Raw genomic sequence first — 17,333 nt, 5'->3', positions numbered from 1 at the left:
GAAAGTGCATGGGGATCGGACAGTGCGGCGGTGGATCATGCGCCGCGCCGCGATCTCCCTTGAGGGACAACAGGATCGAGGAACCCATGCAAGAACAGACGCTTGACGTCCCGCGGAGCGGCATCCGCAACATCGACGGCGCAGGCTATTCGCCGGCCCGTCTGCTCGACACGCTGGCGGACTGGCTGCATGCGCCGAGCGACCGGCACCTGGCCGGCCTGCTGCAGATCTCGCTTCCCGTGCTCCGCGGGCTGAGGTCCGGCCGCATCTCCGTGTCGCCGTCGCTGCTGCTGGTGATGGCGCAGTCTTCCGGCAGATCGATGGATGAACTGAGGCAGGTTCTGGGAGAAAAGCGTAGCAGGGCCGGTTTGCGCCGCAAGCCGCCTCTGCTCAAACCCGCATGATCCGGACCGGACCCGGTCGCCAGGGTGACGCGCGCAGGCGAGGACCGGAGACTGGAGCGTATCTGAACGAAGCGTTTCCGAGCCTGCCCGTCTCGCGAGAGCGTTCAGGCCCGCGCCCGCCAGCGCTGGTCAGCCGCCGGAGGAGCGCCGGCGGCAATCCTCAACCGCCGTAGCCGCTGCTGCTCACCGCGGCCGTCGTGCTGCGCTGGCCCGAGACTGCATTGAGCAGGGACTGCATCTTCGTCGCCGTCGCATCCCAGGAGGTGCGCGCGAGTTTCTGGCGCATCGCCCTCACTCTTGCCAGCATCTCGTCGGGACGCAGCGCGAGCATCTTCTCGCAGGCGGCGATGAATTCCTCGGGGCCGGAGGCGATCTCCACCACATCACCGTGGGCCTCGACCACGTCGCGCACCGGCGTGCTCACGATAGGCAGTTCGGCCGCCATGTATTCGAGCGATTTCGTCGGGCTGATGTAGCGGGTGGATTCATTCATCGCGAAGGGCATCAGGCAGACATCCCAGGCGGCGAGATACTTCGGAAGCTCGTCGTAGGTAGCCTGGCCGGCGTAGTGGATGTTGGGCAGGCGCGGCAGGCTGGCCGGGTCGATCTTGACGACCGGGCCGACCAGCACGATTTCCCAGTCGGGATGCGCGCCTGCCATCGCCGCCACGATGTCCGGGTCGAAGCGTTCGTCGATCACGCCGTAATAGCCGAGCCGGGGACGGGACAGCGGCAGCTGCGTCGGGTGCGCGAGGTTGCGGTCGAGCGCCTGGCGGAAATGGGCCACGTCGACGCTGCTCGGAAAGCAATGCACGTTGGGATGCCTGTCCTTCTTCGCGTTGTACAGGCTGGGGCCGCCGGTGAACACGACGTCGGCGATACGCAGCAGCTCCGCCTCCCGGTCCAGCAGGCAGGGCGGGGGATTCCTGAACGAGGCGAGTTCATCCATGCAGTCGTAAACCACCGCGGCCGGCGAGAGCGCGTCCAGCAGCGGAAGGGCCATCGGCGTGTAGAACCAGACGACGGGCGCGGCGTGGTCGGCCGCCAGTCCGGCCAGCAGGTCGCGCATGTAAGGGATTTGCTCGTCGGCATAGCCCGTCTGCTCGACCGGCGTGTGCGCGCGGTATACGGTCAGATTGGGCATCGGGCTGGTGACGGTGACGTGGGGCTCTCCCGGTTCGAAAACCGGTTCCTCGATGAATGCCACGTTGAAGTGCTTTGCAAGGCGGGACAGGAGATGCTGGGGGCGCTGATAAACGAAGTCCCAGCGGAGATGGGAAAAGACGATGATTGACTGCATAGGCCCTCACAAAACTTGTTATTGAATAACTGATAACAGGTTTGAGGGCGCGAGAGGCATTTCGTTCAAGTGCTGCCGCCGTGCAAACGGAGCGCGGCTCTTGCACTCCCGCACGGAAAATACAGGACTCGAATCGGCGCCAGCCGGCCGCGTCAGCGACGCGCCTGGCCGTTGCGGCCGGAGGTCGTCCGTTGCACGGCATCCATGCTCCCCACGGGCGCCGTGCGGTTCTCCCTGTCATCGGGTGGTCCCGAACCAGCCGCCGCGGAGAGCAGGTCGGCGATCTTCGCGGTGTCGACGGGCTTGACGAAATGATGGTCGAAGCCCGCTTCGAGGACAGCCTTCCTGTCCTGCTCCTGGCCGTAGCCGGTCACCGCGATGAGCAGCGCGCGGGCCGTTTCCGGGCGGCTGCGCAGGCGCCGCGCGAGCTCGTTGCCGTCCAGGTCTGGCAGGCCGATGTCCAGCAGGAAGACATCGGGCCGGATCGCCTGAGCGCGCTGCAGCGCGCGCACCGAGCCATGTTCGACGAAGACCCGGTGTCCGAGTGCCTCGACCAGCATCGCCAGCATTTCCGCCGCGTCCTCGTTGTCGTCGACGACCATCACCTTCAGCCGCCCGGCGGCGTCGGTATCGGGGATGGCGCGATCCGAGGCGTCACTCGTCACCGAGGCGCCGGCATGCGCGGCGCGCGGCAGGCAGACCACGAAGCGGCTTCCTTTGCCGAGTCCATCGCTGCGCGCCGTCACATGGCCGCCATGCATCTCGACCAGGCTTCTCACCAGTGCCAGTCCGATGCCGAGGCCGCCCTGCGAGCGGTCCGCGGTTCGCTCGGCCTGCGCGAACAGATCGAATGCCCGCGCCAGCAGGTCGGGCTGCATGCCGATGCCGTTGTCGGCGACGCTGACCCGCACGAAGTCGCCCTCGGCATCCAGGTTCAGCCAGATCGTGCCGCCCGGCGGCGTGTAGCGGGCCGCGTTCGTGAGCAGGTTGGTCAGTACCTGGATCAGGCGCTTCTGGTCGCCCGACACGAAGGCCGGTTCCGGCGGCACGTGAACGGTCAGGCTGTGGTCGCGCGCCTCGATCAGGGGCCTCACCTGCTCGACGGCATCGGCGACGATGCGCTTCAGGTCCAGCCTGTCCTTGTGCAGGGTGACCAGGCCGCGCGTGACGCGCGACACGTCCAGCAGATCTTCCACCAGGCCCGTCATGTGCTGCACCTGGCGCGAGATGACGGCGCTGGTGCGCTGCACGCCTTCGGCATCGAGCCGGCCGAGGGACAGGAGGTCCGCGGCCGCCGAAATCGGAGCGAGCGGATTGCGCAATTCATGCGCGAGCATCGCCAGGAACTCGTCCTTCCGGCGGTTCGCATCCTTCAGGGCTTCCTCGGCCCTGACGCGGGCCGTGATGTCCAGCACCGCCACCACCGCTCCCTCGATGCTGCCGTCGCCGCTGCGGATCGGCGCGGCGGAAATGAAGACGGTCCTGCGCCCGGCCGCCGGATCGAAGGTGGCGATCTCGATCACGTCGCGCGGGGCTTCCTCGCCCGTCAGCGCGCGGGCCAGCGGCCATTCCTGCGGTTGCAGCGCGCGTCCCCGGCGTTCCGGCGGATCGGCCCACCAGCCCGGCCACTTGCCGTAGTCGTCTATCCGTTCCGGCCACGGCAGGGCCTCGCCCCAGATCCGCCGGTACTCCTGGTTGACGAGAAGAATCGCGCCGCCGGCGTCGGCCACGCCGATGCCGACCGGCGCGGCGTCGAGGACGGCATTGAGCCGCAGGCGTTCGGCCTCGGCCAGCCGCGCGGCCCCGACGGCCTTGCGCTCGCTGTCGCGCAGCGCCGCCTCCGCCTGCACTTGCCGTGTAATTTCAACCGTGGCGTGGAAAATGCAGACCATCTCGCCCGCCTCGTCGAAGATCGGGGTGTTGGAGGCGCTCCAGAACCTTTCTTCGAAAACCACCCCGCCATCCGGGAGCGTCTTCTGTATCGGAAATCTCTGCACCGGCATCACCTGCGGCTGGCCGGTGGCGACGGCGCGGCGTATCGACGCGCGCAGGGCTTCGATGCCGGTGTCTTCCGCATCGTCGGGATTGTCGGGGAAAACCTCGAACAGCGGCTTGCCGATCATGCATTCGCGGGTCAGCGAGACATTGTGAAGAAAGGAATCGTTGACGTCGAGGATCGTGATCTCCGGCGTGGTCGAGAGCAGATAGCAGCCTATCGGTGAATTCTTGAACACGGTCGCATAGAGGGCGGCAGGGAGCATGGCTCGATTCCGGAAGAAAATGACAACGGAAATGCAGCAAACATTGCACCAGCCGCCGCCCTGCGCTTCGCGCGTGCTCGCGTATCATGGACCCCGCGCAAAACCCGTCCCGCTCCCTATCGGTTTCCATGCAAGACAGACAGAATCCTCCCTGGTTGCCCGGTCCGTTTTCCGTCGCCGTACTGGACAGCGACGCCTATCTCGGCGATGCGCTGTGCGCGATGCTGCGCGATAGCGGCGTCGCCCCGGTCGTCTTCTACGAGGCCGCGGCATTTCTCGAAGCCCACCGCAACGGCGCCTTCGACGCCTATGTGCTCGATGCCACCGCCGACTGGCCGGCGCCGGGCGACCTGGAACGGGTCGTCGCCGCCATACGCGCGCGCGACGGCGGCGCGGTGCCGGTCTTCATCCTCGGCCGGCATGCCGCCCCGGAGCGGGCCGAAGGACTGGCCGAGGTGCTGATGCGGCACAGGGTGCGCTACGTGCTGCGGCCGGCGCGGGTGAGCTATATCGCGACGCAGGTCGGTGAAGAGCTGGCGCGCCGGGCCGGCGGCTGAGGTTTCCACGCTCCCGGTTTCCGCGCTTGACCCTGTAGCGGCTACAGGGATTCAAATGACGGCTTTGACCGAAAGGAGCCGAATCATGGAAGGACCGCTTCTCGCCCTGCTGTTCCTCGCCTACCTCGCCGTGGCCTTTGTCTGGCCCTCGGTCCGCGTCTGGCGTCAGACCGGCCTCAATCCCTATGTGCTGCCGTCGACGGATGACGCATACGGCTTCGTCACGTCGGGCTTCCGCCTGGTGCTCGCCGGTCTCGGCCTCTACCTGGTGGCGCAGGCTTTCCGGTCCGATGTCGACCGGCTGCTCGGCGTGCTGGAATGGATGGCGCACCCTACGGTGCGGCTCGCGGGCTGGGCGCTGCTGATCGCTTCGCTGCTCTGGACCGTCGTCGCGCAGTCGCAGATGGGCAGGTCCTGGCGCATAGGCATCGACCATGAACACGGCACGCCGCTGGTCACTTCCGGCCTGTACGCCTGGTCGCGCAATCCGATATTCCTCGGCATGCGGCTGAGCATGCTCGGCCTGCTGCTGCTGCGCCCGAACGCGCTCACCGCGGCGATGATCGTCGCCGCCGACGTGCTGATGCAGATGCAGGTACGTCTGGAAGAAGCCTTCCTTCTGCAGCGGCACGGCGCCCGCTACCGGGACTACATGCGCAAGACCCGGCGCTGGCTCTGAGTGTCCGCGCGCCATAACCCGGCCGACATCTTCCCTTCCTTTTCCCGCGGCACTTGCGGTCGCACGGCAGTTCTTCCCGAGAAGTGCGGGCAGGCATGTCGTGCCGCGCCCGGAACCACTCACCGCCCCCGGCCTCCTACGCCTTACCTGTTTCAATTCCTGTAACGGCACAGGGCCGAAGCCTGGCCCAATGAAAAGGAGAAAATCATGGAAGCAACGAAACGAGACAATTCCGGAATGCTCACCGGTCTGTTCTACGACAGGAACAGCGCCGAGAGCGCCTATAGCGGTCTTGCGCAGCGCGGGTATACGAAGGACGACGTGAACGTCCTGATGTCGGACGAGACCAGGAAGAAGCACTTCAGCGACGATTCCACCCATACCGAACTCGGGACCAAGGCGGCCGAGGGCGCGGGCATCGGCGGCGCGGTCGGCGGCACGCTCGGCGCGGTGCTTGCCGGCGTCGCCGCGACCGGCACCAGCCTGGCGCTGCCGGGACTGGGCCTGGTCATCGCCGGCCCGATCGCCGCCGCACTGGCGGGCGCGGGCGCGGGCGCCGCGACCGGCGGCCTGCTCGGCGCGCTGATCGGTTACGGGATTCCCGAGGAACAGGTCAAGCACTACGAGAGCGGCCTCAAGCAGGGCGGCATCCTGATGGGCGTGAAGCCGCGTAACGACGAGGACGCGCACTTCCTGGAACAGCACTGGCGCAGCAACAACGGCATGCACATCTACCGCCCGGGCGGCGCGTCGGCGAGCGCCGGCAACGAGACGGATACGGTGGTCGGCGTGTACGACGACTATGACGAGGCCGAATCCGCGGTGCAGGCCCTGGTGTCCGAAGGCGGCCTGGCGCGGAGCAGGGTGCAGCTCAATCCGGCGCGCGACGACGCCGGCACCCGCTCCGATGCGGTATCCGGCGACTCGCACGCCTCCGGCGGCGGCATACGCGGCTTCTTCTACTCGCTCTTCGGCGGCGACCCCGACAATGAAAACCGGCACATCTACCAGGAGTCGGTGCGGCGCGGCTGCTATGTGGTGACCGCCGACGTGGACAACGAGAGCGAGGCCGACCGCGTCAGCGCCATCATGGGCCGCTTCCACCCGGTCGACATCGACGAGCGCGTCAACCACTGGAAGCAGCAGGGATGGTCGCGCCACGATGAAAGCGCGCCGCGCTACAGCGAGCAGGAGATTCAGCAGGAACGCGAGCGCTATAACGCCGCGCGCACCACGCAGGCGAGCGACAGCACCCGCATCCCGGTCGTCGAGGAAGAGCTGAAGGTCGGCAAGCGCGAAGTCCAGCGCGGCGGCGTGCGTGTCGTCCGGCGCCTGCGCGAAATCCCGGTGCACGAGTCGGTGCAGCTGCGCGAGGAACATGTCCGGGTCGCGCGCCACCCGGTCGACAAGGCGGCGACCTCCGCCGACCTGGCGGCATTTAAGGAGGGCTCGGTGGAGCTGAGCGAGACGGCCGAGGAAGCGGTGGTGTCCAAGACCGCGCGCGTCGTCGAGGAAGTCGTGGTGGGCAAGGAAGTGTCCCAGCGCACGGAGCAGATCAACGATACGGTCCGCCGCACCGACGTGCAGGTGGAGCAGCTGTCGGCGGACGCGGCGGGCGGCGGTTTCGACGACACCGACTTCCGTCGCCACTGGCAGTCCACCTATGGTTCCTCGGGCGGACGCTACGAGGATTACGACGCCGCTTACCGCTACGGCACGAGCGCGGCGACCTCGGGCCGCTACCAGAGCGGCCGCTGGTCGGAGGTCGAGCCGCAGCTGCGCAGCGACTGGGAATCCAGCCACCCCGGCAACGCGTGGGACAAGGTGAAGGACGCGGTGCGCTACGGCACCGAGCGCGTCAGCGGCAACCGCCGCCACTGAGTCGGGACCGGAGCACGGGGCTGCCGCGGGCGGCCCCGTTCATTGAGGCAAGGAGAAGGAGAACACCATGGCATTCGGCTTTGATATCGGCAAGATCCTGCAGCAGTACGGCGGCATGAACCCTCAGCAGGCGCCCCGTGAAGTGGAACAGCATTTCGACGAAGTGGCGCAATCCTCCCATCACGACGAGCTGGCCGACGGTCTGTCGGCCGCGTTCCGCTCCGACCAGACGCCGCCTTTCGCCAGCATGGCGGGCCAGCTTTTCGGCCAGGCCGATTCGCACCAGCGCGCAGGCATGATGAACCAGCTGCTCGGCGCGCTCGGACCGGCGGTGGTCGGCTCCATGCTGAGCCGCGGCATCGGCGGCGGTGGAGGCGGGCTCGGCGGCCTGCTCAACGGCATGCTGGGGCAGCAGCAGATGCGCGTGAGTCCGGAGGATGCGGACCGCGTGAGCCCGGATGAATTCCAGGCACTGGCGCGCGAGGCGGAGCGCGAGAATCCCGGCATCATCGATCAGATGAGCGGCTTCTACGCGCGCAATCCGACGCTGGTGAAAGCGCTGGGCGGCGCCGCGCTCGCGATCGCGCTCGGGCGCATGTCCCAGCGCGGGCGCTGAGCCGGTCCGCTTCTTTCAGGCGAGCTGTCGCAGCAGGCGCGCGATCTCGTCGTCGAAGATCTCGACGACTTCATCCACCGTCACGTCGGGGCCGACCGCAGGCCGCTCCCGCGTGAGGGTGTCGCGCGCCTTCCGCAGGCGCGCCAGTTGGCCGCGTATGAAAGCATCGGCTGCCGGGTCGTCGAAGGGCGGCCGGGGCAGGCTGTCCGGGTTGCGCAAGGAAGTTGGGCGAGGCATCTGTCGTTCACCTGGTCAATCACGAGTTATCCCTTGCTGCGACAGCGGTCCCTCGCCATGGTTGACGCAACCGCGCGCGGGTTTGCGATATCGCGTGTGAGTGGCGGGACGGCATTTCCGCGCGAACCGTTTTCGATTCTTCCGGCAGGGCTGTCGCCGGCGAGCGCGAGTGCGGCGGGCTGTGACGCAGGGAACATCCGCCGTGGTGTCATGTCATATCTGAAACTTCCTTCGTCGGCCGCCCGCCGCGGCGGCCCGCGTCCAACGATGACTCACACCAGCGATATCCCCGTGCAGCATTTCGAGCTGCTGTTTGACAGCTCCCCGGGTTCGTTTCTCATCCTGCTCCCGGATGCGGACTTCACCATCGTCGGGGTGACGAAGGGTTATCGGCGTGACACGCTGACCACACGGGAAGTCCTGCTGGGCAGAGGCGTATTCGACGCCTTTCCCGACAACCCCCATACGCCGGAGGCCAACTCTACGCGCAACCTGCGCGCGTCACTGCTGCGCGTGGTGGCGACGCGCTCGCCCGACACGATGGTGATACAGCGCTACGACGTCCCCAGGCGCGACGGAATGGGTTTCGAAGTGCGCTACTGGAGCCCGGTCAACACGCCGGTGATCGCGCCGGACGGAGAGATGATCTACATCATCCACGGCGTACGCAATGTGACCGATTACATGCGCCTGCAGGAGGAGAACGAGAGCCGCCAGAAGCAAAGCGCCGAGCTGAGCGCCCGCAACCGGCAGATGGAAGCCGAGATCCTGCAGCGCGGATGGGATATCGACGAAAAGAACAGGGAGTTGCGGCACGCGAACGAAGCATTGATGCGGTATGCGCAGACCGCACGCGACGAGGCGCAGAGCAAGGACGAGTTCCTGGCGATGCTTGCGCATGAACTGCGCAATCCGCTCGCCGGCATTTCCACCGCGCTGGAATTGCTCGCCATCGTCGGAAACGATGCATCGAAGGCCGCGGAGCTGCGCGACGTCTGCTACCGGCAGCTCGGCAATCTGACCCGTCTCGTCGACGATCTTCTCGACGTGTCGCGCGTCAGCCGCGGCGCGGTCCACCTGCGCAGGGAGGCGCTGGACCTGCGCGACATCCTCGACAGCGCGCTGCACGCGGTGCGCGGACTCCTCGACGAGCGCGGACTGGCGGTAAGCACCAGCATCACGCCGGGCGCCTACCGCATGTGGGGCGACGCCACGCGCCTCGAACAGGTGCTCACCAATCTGCTCGCGAACGCGGCGAGGTACACCGAGTCGGGCGGCCGGGTCGATATCGTGCTGGGCAATGAAACCGCGGCCAGCGGGTCATGGGGCGTGCTGCGCATAAAGGACACTGGTCGCGGCATCCCGCCCGACATGCTGTCCAGGATATTCGACATGTTCGTTCAGGTCGACACGGAGATCGACCGCGCGCGAGGCGGCCTGGGCATCGGCCTCACCCTGGTGCAGAAGCTGGTGGAAATGCATGGCGGCGCCGTCGAGGGATACAGCGAGGGCATCGGGCATGGCAGCACCTTCACGGTACGGCTGCCGTTGGATGCGGGCGTCTCCCTGCCCGAACAACGAGGTGGACGCGGCACCGTCCCCGCCGGCCAGGTACCGGGCACACGCGTGCTGCTCATCGAAGACAACGTCGATGCGCGCATGACGCTGAAGAATCTCCTGCAGGCATACGGCTACCAGGTGGAGGTGGCCGAGACCGGCGAGGAGGGACTGCAGCGGATGCTGCAGGAGCGTCCCGACGTCGCCATCGTCGACATCGGCCTGCCAGGGCTCGACGGCTTCGAAGTCGCTCGCCGCACGCGCATGACGCCGGAAACCCGCGGTGTGCGGCTGGTCGCGCTGAGCGGCTACAGCGGCCCGGACACCGAGCGCAAAGCCGCGGCCGCGGGGTTCGACATGCACCTGGTCAAACCAGTGAATCCTGTCGAACTGCCCGCCATCCTGACGGTGCGGGCAGACCGGTAAGCAGGGAGGCGTTGCAGTGTTCCTCTGCGGCGGCACATTCTCGCCGGCTCCGCCCTACGCGAGCGACCCGACGAATTGCGCCGCGCGGCGCAGGGCCTGGGTGGCTTCCGGCACGAGACCGGCATGCAACTGATAGTCGTGCCACATGCCCGGCACATCGTCGAGGGATACCGCCACGCCTGCCTCCCGCATCATCCGCGCCAGCATGCGCGCGTCGGGCGCGAGCATTTCCGCGGACGTGAACTGGATCAGCGTGGGCGGCATCGTGCTGAAGTCGCTCGCGGCCAGCGATGCATACCGCTCGCGCGCTCCACGGGGAAGATAGCCCTCGACCAGCTGCCTGCTCCATGCCGCGCTCAGCATCGCATCCTGGTGCAGGCCGTCGTCCCGCTCCGCGAGGACATCCACCCATGGCGATATCAGCACCAGGCCGCGGGGACGGCCGAGTCCGGCGTCGCGGCATTGCAGGGCCACCGACAGCGCCAGGTTCGCGCCCGCCGAGTCGCCGGCGAAGATCATGTCGGACACCTCCACGCCTTCCGCCGCCAGCGCGCGCACGAACGCCATGCCATCCTCCTGTTGCGCGGGATACGGATGCTCGGGCGCGAGCCGATAGGCGGGCGCATACACCGGAAGGCCGGTCAGCCCCGCCAGCCGCATCGTCACGCTGCGCAGCATCCCGGGCGATCCGATCGCGTAGCCGCCGCCGTGCCAGTAGACGATCACGCGCCGGTCGCGGGCGGCGGCATCGGTACTCAGCTTTTCCACCCTGATGCCTGCCACCGAAACCGCTTCGCGCCGTACCCCCGAAGGCCGGACAAGCGTGTACTTCATCGCCTCGCACATGCGACGCTGCCAGCGGATCGGCACGCGCGGCCCGAGGACAGGCTTGAAGAACAGGCGCACGACGAGCCGGGTCAGCCTCGCTTGCCAGGACAGTGGCGAATCGGCGGGAATTCTCAGTTGAGTGCTGGACATGGCAAGCCTTTGTGCGTGTGTGGGAGATGAATCGGGGAGGGGAGCGCCGGCTTCCCCCGCTCGCTATTCTGTTTTTCCAGGTCATGGGCTGTCAAACAACGGCATGCACGCAGTCACATCGACTTGGCGACGTTCGATACCGTCGGCCGGCCGCGTACTCCGCGGGTATGCGCGAGTGGGGACTCTGGTGCTTCACCCGGACGGCGCTCGAATTGGCGTCTTCTGCGCGGTATGGTCACTTGGGTTCAGTCCGCCAGCTCCTCCGCGAATGGCCTGAAGGCTGGCACCTCATTCACCTTGTACGGCGATAGCTGCAGGCTGCAAGCAAATTCAGGGGGTTTTTCTGGCAGGAACACACTTCGCGCTGGTTCGCGACAAATAAAACCTGAACTGCTCGTGTTTGTAACCACCTGATTTGCTTGAATTTTCCAACACGCACCGTATTGAGCTGACAATCTTCATCTGAACTTCCGGTCGCACGTGTGTTACACGGGTCTCCAATTAAAACCTGAACTGGACATACAACAAGAAAAAAACCGGCAATCATGCCGGCCGATGTTTCCCATTACGTTTGTTACCCCGCGCTATCTCGAGAGCGACGCAAGATTGACTCGATTTGGTCCCACCGACCATCTTTGCGACATTCGCCGTATAACTTGCAGGCGTTGGACCAAGTGCCTGCTGTAAACGAGTACTTCATCCAGGGGATGCCGCTGCCAAGTTTTCCCAAAATTCCGTCCAGGAGGGCGCGAAGCTCATGCCTGCGATGTTTTCTTCCTCTTTTTTCTTGTTGCTCAAACAGCGGATAGATGTGCCGCCACTCGTTATCACTGAGACTCCAATCGCCGTTGACTGCGCTTATCGCGCTGTCCTTCCGCGCGACAAAGTCTGACAACGTGCGGCCTCGGAAGGCAACGCCTTCGTGGAAGACAATATTTTGAGGATGGCCGAGAGCGAAAGCATATGGTGTTTCATCCGAGATTACCTGGAGTACAGTCATTTCGGTGACGAGGAATGCTCCGCCCTTCTTCACACCCGTGACAACAATCCGGGCACTACCGAGGGCGAGGTCACAACCGAGTATTCCGCGCCGGGCATAGTCATAGACACTGTTCCACATACGACGCGCTGACGGGAAGCACCAGAACCAGGACAGCGGACGCTGCAACGACTTGCACGCCTGTGTCCGATGGCTCAATCCGGTCATCAGGAAGTTGACATTACTTGCGACGAAGTTGGGAACGCAGACTTGCTCAAGGCCTTGCGGCCTGAAGAGATGACTTGAGATTTGCTTTAGCGGACGAAAGAAAGCTTTGAGAACCACTTGCGCCGGCAAGAGATAAGTAAAGCCGTCATTGACGAGTTCGAATACGACGTGTCGCTGTTCGCAGGCTGCCGCAATGCCCATGGCGCGCATGTAACCATCCGCTCCAACTTGTTTCCAGTCTTGAAGCACGGTGTCGAACTTTATTTTTTTCTTAGTTCCTCCGATGTCAGGAAGCTCACTGAGGATGTGAACCGCATGTGTTACCGGGGTTCCTCCCTTGTCTACCGCCTCGACAACAAGACTATTGCCATCCCTTTTCAACCCTTGAATCCATCTCATGCCAACCCCCTAGAAATGAGGGGTGTAGCTAATGACTTTAGCCTTGTAGTGGCAAAACGGCTGTCATGGACTCAAGCTTGCGACAGAAAGCGTGCAGGGACGCTTGCTGAACAAACGCTTAGATTGCTCGAACTAACTTTGGCACTTTGATTTCGGGCCGGGTTTCCGGTATTGGACGCGAGACGCCGCGTTGCCGCATGTACTAAGGAACGTGAAAAGGAGAATGTGCTTGGGGGCAGAATATTCCGGTTTCGTGCAAGGCCTTACAAGCCGCGCCGGCCATGCGTTAGGATTGTCAGGGGTGTAGTTGCATCCCGCTTCTGTAAGAAATCTGGTACCGAAAGCACTTAAAACATCGTGCGCGAGCAGTCTGGTAGCAACGAACGTGGAGGATTTAACGTATCCTTTACTTTCCGCAAGTTCCCTAAAACGGCTGAGCCAGAAGTAGGTATCTGCATGCGTACCTCGATACTCCAGCGCCTTCACGGAGTGCACGGCAACTTCCGAGAGTAAGTCTTCCGAAACGTCGAGGTGCGTCGTTGCTCCGTCAATTTCGTGTGGCATTGCATGAAAGAGCGCACCGCTGATTCGCCGGATGGGAATTCCAGTCTCATTGAGTCGCCGCCGGTGGTTCAAACAATAGTGCACACCGGGCAAGTGATGGCTCCGATGCCAGTATGTGATACCGAATTTGTACAGTTCCTCTTCCGCACACTTGTCGCATTTGCGTCGAAAGGGTACTCCACTCACGACCGTTTGCATAAGCGAACCGTAGTCATTCTTGCTCGCTTGGGCACTCAATATTTTTCCAAGGATTTGCCCTGCAGGCTTCGCAGGCATGAAGCTAACCGCGTAGGGAAAAGTACTGTGGCCGTACAAAAGGTACTCGACGTCGGATTGAGTGAGCGAGGCCAACCGACGTAGAAACGTTGGGAGAAAGACTGAGCTCTGGTACATCCGCTCGCCCGTGATTGCAAAGAGTAACTTTGTGGGTGTCAGGCCGGTTTCCCGGCACGCTCTTCCTAACAAACTACCCAGTAACTCGTCAGGAAGGGGGCGCGGGAAGTAGAGCATCGGGCTACACTGGCAGTACTTTACCGACGTCACACACCGCGCCCATTCGGCGGAGCTGCTCCAACACCGTCGTCTGCTCGGCTTTGGCTAAATTGAGAGCATTCCTGAGGTCGCCCGGCTCATATACCGTCTCTGGCCTTATCTCGAGTTGCTTTATTCTAACCTTCGTCGGAGCTTGAAAGCGCTTCAAGGCAAGCGTAACGCCCTCTAGCGCGTTCTTTGCTTGTCCATCCGACTCGACATCCGCAACTACACCTTCCGCGCGGCTTTGTTCAATTCCGAGACCGGTGAGAGCAGCAGTCACCGAAGGGGCAAAGTTCGCGTCGCCAGGCCTCGTAGAAGCGGCTCGGAGTCGTTTGCCGAGAAATTGGTTCTCGGCGTTTCGGAGCATCACATCAAATCCGAGCGGAGCGATATCGTCGTAAGCCTCCAGCGCTTTCAAATCATTCATTCGTAGAGCTGCAATCATTGGCATTACCATCGACAGCTCCTTCTTTGCGACAGAGTCGATGAGCTGAGCCGTAATAGTTTCGGAGCCGTCGAGCATCGCCCGCCACTGACAAGCGGCGAAGATTTTGATTGCGATGTCGATTATCCCTTGCGAGTAGTGATAGAGCACATCGGAAAGATGGGGGGTCAGTTCTACTGGATTGTTCGTCCACTGGAACGGCCACAGAAAGCGCACAAAGTCGTCCCACTCGTCGGGCTCTTCGGGAATCCCCCTCCCCAAGCGGTCCCAGTACGCACATCCTTTTCCCGCCGAGCGCCGCGCTTGGCGGAAGTCCAGGCCAAGTATATGACGAGCTTTGTTTGTTCCAATGAACATTATAGGCACGCGCAGCTCATTTGATGCTGACACAAGGAGCGTCATAAGCGCTTGCTTGTCTTTCCGCGCGTTCTCCAGATTCTGAATCTCATCCACGACAAGAAGCCCGACACAGTGAATATGCATGACTCGTGCGACGTGGTTCATGAGAGTTTCGACGCTAGGCTTACCCCGGAGCGCATACAGTTCGTAGTAATTCGCGTCTGGAATCAACGAATCAATTTTTCGTAGTATCGAATGTGCTAGCCCTTTTACGCTAACGCCGTCATGTGGGGTTTCAATATGCAAATACGGAATCTGCCAGACGCCGAGCTCAGCGTGATATAGCACCTGCGGCATCATTGACAGAACTCGCTCGACAGTCGTCGACTTTCCAACCCCAGAAATGCCGATGAGCGACGTGGACAGCTGGGGAGTAGTGGACGCCAGTCGGGAGTCAAACGAGCGACCGGCCTTCTGATTCTCGTAAATCTTCTGAAGCGTGAGCGTATGCTGCAACGTCCTCGGTTCGCGGCCAACATAGCCGTCGCGCATCAGTGTATCTAACGTTCGGGCTAGTTCGATATGCCGCGCAAGAGGTAGCATGAAGCTCGAAAGACCAGATACCAATTGCATGCGCTCATGGATGGGCCAGTGCCGCTGTTCTGCCTCGAACTGCGGCTTCTGCGTCAAGGCGTCTGCGAGTTCGTAGTCATCCAGTGAAGGCGGTAAGGCTTCAATCAGGGGGTTCCCTTTGTATCGAGGAATACGTTGCTCTGAGTACTGCGCATCAATAACAATTGCGGCAAAATTATGCTGTTTCATTCTCAATCTCCATCCGTTTCAGTCTGAGTCTCTCTGGCAATGTAAGTGGCTTGTCTTTACGCGGAGGCGTAATGACACTGTCCGCCGGGACGCTGGTAGCATCGCAAGGCTCCGGGTCGTAAATGCGTGGAGCAATCGCGTCTGCGTGCTGTACGTAATTGGTCGGCATTTGGTCCGGAATAGCAGCTTCCACCTGTCGCCGCAAACGCCGTTCGGTCTGGCGTTCCTCTGCAGTGTCCGCCTTGCGGGCCGACCGCGATTTACCTTGTGTTGCAACCAGCGTTAGCTTCTTGGCTTGCGCAGCCACCTCGTCAGCATGTTCGTGGAGCTCAGATGTCAACTGGCGGGTCATCTGCTCGTACACTGGTTGCTGCTTGCGCTTCATTGCCTCGTACGCTTCGACCTCGGCAAATGAAAGTCCCAGATAGTCGGCGCATTTGTCTTTTAGCTTCGCGACATAGTATTTTTGGGGGTCTCTCTCGTCGTGAATGTAGATAGAATCGGCTATGCGCCTGTCATAAGAAACGCTGACTGAATAAGTGCCTTTCCTAGCCCTGACAAACCATTCATTTTGTTCGGCGGTTGGCATCTTGTAGTAGCAGCCCTTGAACCGAATTCCTTCGCCTGTCACAACTGCTTTATCGTCGGGTAAGAGCGAGAATCGTACAAAATCTACCGAGTATCGAGTGAGAGCACCGGCCCGTGCCGGTGCCTCGCGGGCCCAGATGGCTGCGGGTACAGGAAGGACCCCGCTCAACATATCCGCGACTGGTAGCTCATATCCCGGCATAGGCTTCTTGTTATAACTAATGATTGCCTTTAGGATTATGGAGATTAATTCGTCGAGCGTCAGGCAAGCATCTTTGTCATATTTTTTCCCCTGTCGCTTCATGACATTTGCTGGCGGCTCGTAACCGGGAGTAGCATCGGCAATCGAACGGTGTAGCAGTTTGAAGCCGCATTCGACGTTTGGCTTGTAGTCCGGCCTCTGCGGAGGAAGGTTCGCGACGGTTATTCCGAGTCCGGTAACGATGTTGCTACTGTTCTTTGAGGTCATTTCCGGGCCGCGGTCAGCCAGAAACATTCCGGGGAAAATTCCATGCGCGGGCCAGTCGGCCGGCGAATACTCAACTCCGTAGCGGGCGCAAAGCGCGGCTTTGTCTTCGGCTATCGACAGAATTGCATGCATCGCGGCTGGCCAGGAAGGCGCTTCTAGGCCTACGTAGAATCCGACTATGAGCCTGCTCCGCCGGTCAACAATCAGATACAACGTTGGCTTGCCAATAATGCGTGACCTGTCGTGTTTGGATACCGCGTAGACGTCGATAATCGTCGCGTCAATTTCGTACATATGGCCGACACCGAGGCAATCCTGCAGAGCGCTGCCAAGTTTTGCTGAAAAGTCGCGCTCAAACTCGGCATTTCCCTTACGGCGGCGAGTAATTGCTTCGAACGAATAATGTTTGTGCAAGAAGCTGGAGAACTGTCGATATGTGGGGCGCTCACCTTTTTCTTTGATATGCCGTTTGCCGTTACCATCGTTGTATGAGTAATGTGCCTGGAGCAGTCGGTCGTAAGCGTCGGTGATAGTGGACTTGTTCAGCCCGTTGGCCCGCAAATAGACGTTTTTGATGACGGCATGCATGCGCACTTCGTCGGCTTGCGTTATTTGGTAGATGTCATAGCTGGAGAGGCTTGGCTTGCGCCCTGCCGTGCTCCGATGGGATGCATCCTTGTAACCGCATCGATGGAAATTGGCGAGAAGCGCGGCTCTAGTTTGGCCGCCAAACCAGTACCGGCGGAGGTCCTTCAGTAACGTAATGACCGAGCATCCGACCTCTGCTGCGCGTTCTCTGATAAGTGAGAACCGCGTCTCTTTGTGAAATAACTCGGTTTTCTTCACCAATGGCTCAATCCGTTTGAACGCCGCGTCGCGTCGCTGCTGGGCTGCGACGCTTGCTCTTTTTTCGTTCGCAAGAGCAGTTTGGCCCTCGTCAAGAGTTACTCTGCCATTTTGCTCCATTTCCACGAGACGATTCCAAGACTCGACGACTGGTAGCGCGCTGTCTGGCGCGCTCATGTCGAATGTCACCGCCTCGTCGCTATCAACGTCAATATGGAGAAGCC

Annotated in this window: 14 protein-coding genes; 6 read left to right on the top strand and 8 right to left on the bottom strand. The window is 62.3% G+C overall.

Annotation, left to right across the window (positions count from 1 at the left end; all coding sequences use genetic code 11):
- Positions 1-86: 86 nt before the first annotated feature.
- Positions 87-404 carry a hypothetical protein gene (locus NCCP691_RS20025; RefSeq protein ID WP_220810339.1) on the top strand — a complete coding sequence of 106 codons (318 nt, stop codon included), beginning with the start codon at positions 87-89 and terminating at the stop codon, positions 402-404.
- 160 nt (positions 405-564) lie between these two features.
- Here the strand turns inward: NCCP691_RS20025 and NCCP691_RS20020 are convergent, their stop codons facing one another.
- Together NCCP691_RS20020 and NCCP691_RS20015 are read right to left on the bottom strand one after the other, a co-directional pair.
- Positions 565-1,704 carry a glycosyltransferase gene (locus NCCP691_RS20020; RefSeq protein WP_220810338.1) on the bottom strand — a complete coding sequence of 380 codons (1,140 nt, stop codon included), beginning with the start codon at positions 1,702-1,704 and terminating at the stop codon, positions 565-567.
- A 152-nt stretch (positions 1,705-1,856) separates the two neighbouring features.
- Entirely contained in the window at positions 1,857-3,965 is a 2,109-nt protein-coding gene (locus tag NCCP691_RS20015) for a hybrid sensor histidine kinase/response regulator (RefSeq protein WP_220810337.1), read from the bottom strand.
- Positions 3,966-4,093: 128 nt separating this feature from the next.
- On the opposite strand from NCCP691_RS20015, the gene NCCP691_RS20010 reads away from it, so the two are divergent.
- The 4 genes from NCCP691_RS20010 (at position 4,094) to NCCP691_RS19990 (ending at position 7,698) form a co-directional block, all read left to right on the top strand.
- Complete coding sequence (locus tag NCCP691_RS20010; RefSeq protein WP_220810336.1) at positions 4,094-4,522, top strand: response regulator transcription factor; 429 nt, start codon at positions 4,094-4,096, stop codon at positions 4,520-4,522.
- An 85-nt stretch (positions 4,523-4,607) separates the two neighbouring features.
- Positions 4,608-5,201 carry a methyltransferase family protein gene (locus NCCP691_RS20005; RefSeq protein WP_220810335.1) on the top strand — a complete coding sequence of 198 codons (594 nt, stop codon included), beginning with the start codon at positions 4,608-4,610 and terminating at the stop codon, positions 5,199-5,201.
- 207 nt (positions 5,202-5,408) lie between these two features.
- A complete protein-coding gene (locus NCCP691_RS19995; protein ID WP_238482518.1) occupies positions 5,409-7,082 on the top strand; it encodes a YsnF/AvaK domain-containing protein in 1,674 nt (557 codons plus the stop codon).
- A gap of 67 nt (positions 7,083-7,149) precedes the next feature.
- A complete protein-coding gene (locus tag NCCP691_RS19990; RefSeq protein ID WP_238482517.1) occupies positions 7,150-7,698 on the top strand; it encodes a hypothetical protein in 549 nt (182 codons plus the stop codon).
- Positions 7,699-7,713: 15 nt separating this feature from the next.
- On the opposite strand, the gene NCCP691_RS19985 is transcribed toward NCCP691_RS19990, so the two are convergent.
- Positions 7,714-7,935 (bottom strand): hypothetical protein, encoded by a 222-nt coding sequence (locus NCCP691_RS19985; RefSeq protein WP_220810334.1) that lies wholly within the window; start codon positions 7,933-7,935, stop codon positions 7,714-7,716.
- A gap of 267 nt (positions 7,936-8,202) precedes the next feature.
- Between NCCP691_RS19985 and NCCP691_RS19980 the strand changes: the two genes are divergently transcribed.
- On the top strand, positions 8,203-9,918 hold the full coding sequence (locus tag NCCP691_RS19980; protein WP_220810333.1) for a hybrid sensor histidine kinase/response regulator: 1,716 nt from the start codon (positions 8,203-8,205) through the stop codon (positions 9,916-9,918).
- 54 nt (positions 9,919-9,972) lie between these two features.
- On the opposite strand, the gene NCCP691_RS19975 is transcribed toward NCCP691_RS19980, so the two are convergent.
- The 5 genes from NCCP691_RS19975 to NCCP691_RS19955 all read right to left on the bottom strand — a co-directional run bounded on the left by NCCP691_RS19975 (position 9,973) and on the right by NCCP691_RS19955 (position 17,286).
- Positions 9,973-10,896 (bottom strand): alpha/beta hydrolase, encoded by a 924-nt coding sequence (locus NCCP691_RS19975; RefSeq protein ID WP_220810332.1) that lies wholly within the window; start codon positions 10,894-10,896, stop codon positions 9,973-9,975.
- Positions 10,897-11,470: 574 nt separating this feature from the next.
- The gene (locus tag NCCP691_RS19970; RefSeq protein ID WP_220810331.1) at positions 11,471-12,502 is read right to left on the bottom strand and encodes a transposase; all 1,032 of its coding nucleotides are present in this window, start codon (positions 12,500-12,502) and stop codon (positions 11,471-11,473) included.
- 132 nt (positions 12,503-12,634) lie between these two features.
- Positions 12,635-13,576, bottom strand: a complete 942-nt coding sequence (locus NCCP691_RS21660; protein WP_220810330.1) for a TnsD family Tn7-like transposition protein — start codon at positions 13,574-13,576, stop codon at positions 12,635-12,637.
- 4 nt (positions 13,577-13,580) lie between these two features.
- Positions 13,581-15,206: an AAA family ATPase gene (locus NCCP691_RS19960; protein ID WP_220810329.1), complete on the bottom strand. Its 1,626-nt coding sequence runs from the start codon at positions 15,204-15,206 to the stop codon at positions 13,581-13,583.
- Positions 15,193-17,286 carry a TnsB C-terminal domain-containing protein gene (locus NCCP691_RS19955; protein WP_220810328.1) on the bottom strand — a complete coding sequence of 698 codons (2,094 nt, stop codon included), beginning with the start codon at positions 17,284-17,286 and terminating at the stop codon, positions 15,193-15,195. Before NCCP691_RS19955 ends, NCCP691_RS19960 begins: the two co-directional genes overlap by 14 nt.
- Positions 17,287-17,333 lie beyond the last annotated feature (47 nt).

Origin of the sequence: Noviherbaspirillum aridicola (assembly GCF_019656455.1) — a bacterium.
In the GTDB taxonomy this organism is placed as follows: Bacteria; Pseudomonadota; Gammaproteobacteria; order Burkholderiales; family Burkholderiaceae_D; genus Noviherbaspirillum; species Noviherbaspirillum aridicola.
This window is presented reverse-complemented; position numbering and strand designations above follow the sequence as displayed.

Bases quoted from the DNA above. Each gene is read 5' to 3' on its own strand.
- NCCP691_RS20025 (WP_220810339.1), top strand. From the start codon at position 87: ATGCAAGAACAGACGCTTGACGTCCCGCGGAGCGGCATCCGCAACATC.
- NCCP691_RS20020 (WP_220810338.1), bottom strand. From the start codon at position 1,704: ATGCAGTCAATCATCGTCTTTTCCCATCTCCGCTGGGACTTCGTTTAT.
- NCCP691_RS20015 (WP_220810337.1), bottom strand. From the start codon at position 3,965: ATGCTCCCTGCCGCCCTCTATGCGACCGTGTTCAAGAATTCACCGATA.
- NCCP691_RS20010 (WP_220810336.1), top strand. From the start codon at position 4,094: ATGCAAGACAGACAGAATCCTCCCTGGTTGCCCGGTCCGTTTTCCGTC.
- NCCP691_RS20005 (WP_220810335.1), top strand. From the start codon at position 4,608: ATGGAAGGACCGCTTCTCGCCCTGCTGTTCCTCGCCTACCTCGCCGTG.
- NCCP691_RS19995 (WP_238482518.1), top strand. From the start codon at position 5,409: ATGGAAGCAACGAAACGAGACAATTCCGGAATGCTCACCGGTCTGTTC.
- NCCP691_RS19990 (WP_238482517.1), top strand. From the start codon at position 7,150: ATGGCATTCGGCTTTGATATCGGCAAGATCCTGCAGCAGTACGGCGGC.
- NCCP691_RS19985 (WP_220810334.1), bottom strand. From the start codon at position 7,935: ATGCCTCGCCCAACTTCCTTGCGCAACCCGGACAGCCTGCCCCGGCCG.
- NCCP691_RS19980 (WP_220810333.1), top strand. From the start codon at position 8,203: ATGACTCACACCAGCGATATCCCCGTGCAGCATTTCGAGCTGCTGTTT.
- NCCP691_RS19975 (WP_220810332.1), bottom strand. From the start codon at position 10,896: ATGTCCAGCACTCAACTGAGAATTCCCGCCGATTCGCCACTGTCCTGG.
- NCCP691_RS19970 (WP_220810331.1), bottom strand. From the start codon at position 12,502: ATGAGATGGATTCAAGGGTTGAAAAGGGATGGCAATAGTCTTGTTGTC.
- NCCP691_RS21660 (WP_220810330.1), bottom strand. From the start codon at position 13,576: ATGCTCTACTTCCCGCGCCCCCTTCCTGACGAGTTACTGGGTAGTTTG.
- NCCP691_RS19960 (WP_220810329.1), bottom strand. From the start codon at position 15,206: ATGAAACAGCATAATTTTGCCGCAATTGTTATTGATGCGCAGTACTCA.
- NCCP691_RS19955 (WP_220810328.1), bottom strand. From the start codon at position 17,286: ATGAGCGCGCCAGACAGCGCGCTACCAGTCGTCGAGTCTTGGAATCGT.